A 496-nucleotide genomic window follows, 5' to 3' on the forward strand; every position below is an offset into this window, starting at 1 on the left:
CCGCCAAAAATCTGCACGCCCTCGCCCGCCATCCAGGTTGCTTTTTCGGCGCACCAGAGAATGACGGAGGCACAGTCCTTGCGCACCTGGCGCACATGTTCGCTGCCCAGCAGATCCAGGTTCTTGGCCACGGTGTAGGCAAAGGAGCGTCCGGCCTGCAGCACGGTGTACATGTCGGCCACCTTGCCCTGAATGAGCTGAAACTCGCCGATGCTTTGCCCAAACTGCTTGCGGTCGTGGATGTAGGGAATGACGCTGTCCATCACCGACTGCATGATGCCCAGTGGCCCGCCGGTGAGCACCGCGCGCTCGTAGTCCAGCCCGCTCATCAGCACCTTGGCGCCACCGTTCAGGCCACCCAGGATGTTTTGCGCCGGCACTTCGACGTTGTTGAACACCAGCTCGCCGGTGTGCGAACCGCGCATGCCGAGCTTGTCGAGCTTTTGCGCCACGGAGAACCCCTTCATGCCTTTTTCGATCAGGAAGGCGGTGACGC

General features: G+C 61.9%; 1 protein-coding gene. It reads right to left on the reverse strand.

The annotated features are described in order from the left end of the window. Window positions 1-496, reverse strand: a 496-nt coding sequence (locus B3V69_RS19785) for an acyl-CoA dehydrogenase family protein (protein WP_296449250.1), incomplete at both ends; no start/stop codon positions are given.

Source organism: Rhodoferax sp. UBA5149, from assembly GCF_002413825.1.
Taxonomy (GTDB): domain Bacteria; phylum Pseudomonadota; class Gammaproteobacteria; order Burkholderiales; family Burkholderiaceae_C; genus Rhodoferax.